At 72.0% G+C, this 1,709-nt stretch carries 3 protein-coding genes; 1 reads left to right on the top strand and 2 read right to left on the bottom strand.

What is annotated here, in order from left to right; all coding sequences use genetic code 11:
* Window positions 1-184, bottom strand: a 184-nt coding sequence (locus tag BWR60_RS37910) for a hypothetical protein (protein WP_218823848.1), incomplete at its 3' end; no start/stop codon positions are given.
* A 312-nt stretch (window positions 185-496) separates the two neighbouring features.
* On the opposite strand from BWR60_RS37910, the gene BWR60_RS36005 reads away from it, so the two are divergent.
* Complete coding sequence (locus tag BWR60_RS36005) at window positions 497-1,402, top strand: hypothetical protein (protein ID WP_144445885.1); 906 nt, start codon at window positions 497-499, stop codon at window positions 1,400-1,402.
* Window positions 1,403-1,514: 112 nt separating this feature from the next.
* On the opposite strand, the gene BWR60_RS36000 is transcribed toward BWR60_RS36005, so the two are convergent.
* A partial coding sequence (locus BWR60_RS36000; protein ID WP_144445884.1) for a hypothetical protein occupies window positions 1,515-1,709 on the bottom strand: 195 nt, incomplete at its 5' end.

Below are 1,709 nucleotides of genomic sequence, written 5' to 3'. Positions count from 1 at the left end.
CTCCCAGGCCCTGATCGGCGAAACCGTCGGCGTCGCCGAGACCCAGTCCGGCGACTGGATCGTCCGCTTCGCAGACGTCGATCTCGGCCTGATCGACCGTAACACTCGAACGCTTCGCCGCTATAGGGCGGCCCGGCCGGGCCGCCCTATAGCACCAGAACAAACCGTGGAAACTGTCAACCATGTCCCCGGTCCATAGTGTCAACCATCTCTCCGGTTGCACACACGAACCCCCTCCCCCTGCCCCCCCTCCCGCAAGGGGAGGGGGGACTCAAAAGGGAACGGCTTCAGCTGTTCTGAAACAGTCTCGCCAGGCGGGAGAGGCAACGCGAAGACGCCGGCGGCGCACGGCCATCAAGCGATGGCCGCGGATGCGGTTTCGCTTGACTTTATGTTCCCTTTTTGTTCTAATCCAGACATGGTCGATGGCGCCATCACAGCCGGGACTCCCGCCGCCGCTTCGCCGGCCACGGACGAGGCTGCCGAGGACGCCGCGATGCTGTCCCGCATGGCCCGTCTCGCCGAGGAGCTCGCCTCGGGGTTCCAGGCCCGGGGCGTCGCCGCCCTTGCGGCCGGCGATCTCGATCGTGCCGGGACGGCCGAGACCCGCTTCAGCAGCCTCTTTCTCGGCATCCGCCGCGCCGTCGCCCTCAGGGCCAGGCTGCGCCAGCAGCGTGAGGAGGCGCAGCGCAGGGCCGCAAGCCACAACGACCGGCTTCGGGACGAGAAGGACGGCCGGCGCCACGCCGTCGCCCAAGGCATCTCCCGCGCCATCGCCGCCGGGAAGCCCGAAGCCCGCGAGCGGCTGACCACCGGGCTGTGGGAAAGGCTGACCGGGAATGAGCGCATCGACGCCGACCTGGCCGACACCGCCCTGCCGATCGAGACCCTGATCCTGCGCCTCGGCCGCGACATCGGCCTGTCCCGCCGCGCCCTCGCCGCCGGCCTGGACACGGCCGATCCGGCCGCCGCCGGCCCGAAGGCATCGGCCCCCGCTGTCGTGCCGGCCGGCTACAACGCCGACGGATGGTGGACCCCGGACGACCCCGTCACCGAGTCCGCATCCTATTGCAGCATCGCCGCCGCCGATCTCGGCCTCCCGGGGGACGAATTCTACGAGGCCAGGGTCGACACGGGCGAAGTCTTCGATGACGACGACAACGTCATCATGCGGCTGCCCGTGCCCGACGAGCCCTGGCGGGCCGGGGCCGAGGACGCCCTCCGAAGATCGGCCAGGGACATGACGGCCGAACGCGCCGTGCCGCGCGGACCCGATCCGCCGGCCCCGCCGGCCCCGCCGGCCCCGCCGGTCTCGACCGCGCCGCCCGAGACCGATGACGAACGCCGGCACCGCGAGCGCGAGGCCGAAGCCCGGGGCTTCGGGCTGACGCTGCCCTCATAGGCCGGGTTCGCGGCCCGCGAACCCGTGCGGCCGCGGCATTCGCACGCCTTCGAACGGGGCGCGCGTGAACGAGGCAGGCTGCCTGCATCCACGGCCCTGGCGCCAGGCCGCCCTATCCCAGCGCCGGCAGCAGTTCGGCATAGCTCGGCGCCAGGCGACGCAGCAGGGCGGCGGCCGCGGCGTCGTCGCCGGTGCCGAACACCATGTTCACGGCGCAGTTCTGGCCGCGCGGCTCGAGCGTGTTGAGCTCCAGGCTGACGCCGTTCGGCGCCGTCCCGGCAGCCAGGGCCGGCGCGGCGGAAAGGGC

It is taken from the genome of Inquilinus limosus, from assembly GCF_002195995.1.
Taxonomy (GTDB): Bacteria; Pseudomonadota; Alphaproteobacteria; order DSM-16000; family Inquilinaceae; genus Inquilinus; species Inquilinus limosus_C.
Note: the sequence above shows the minus strand (reverse complement) of the source record. Positions and strands in the feature narration are given on the sequence as shown.

Coding starts and splice junctions, on each gene's coding strand:
- BWR60_RS36005 (WP_144445885.1), top strand. CDS start 497: ATGCTGTCCCGCATGGCCCGTCTCGCCGAGGAGCTCGCCTCGGGGTTC.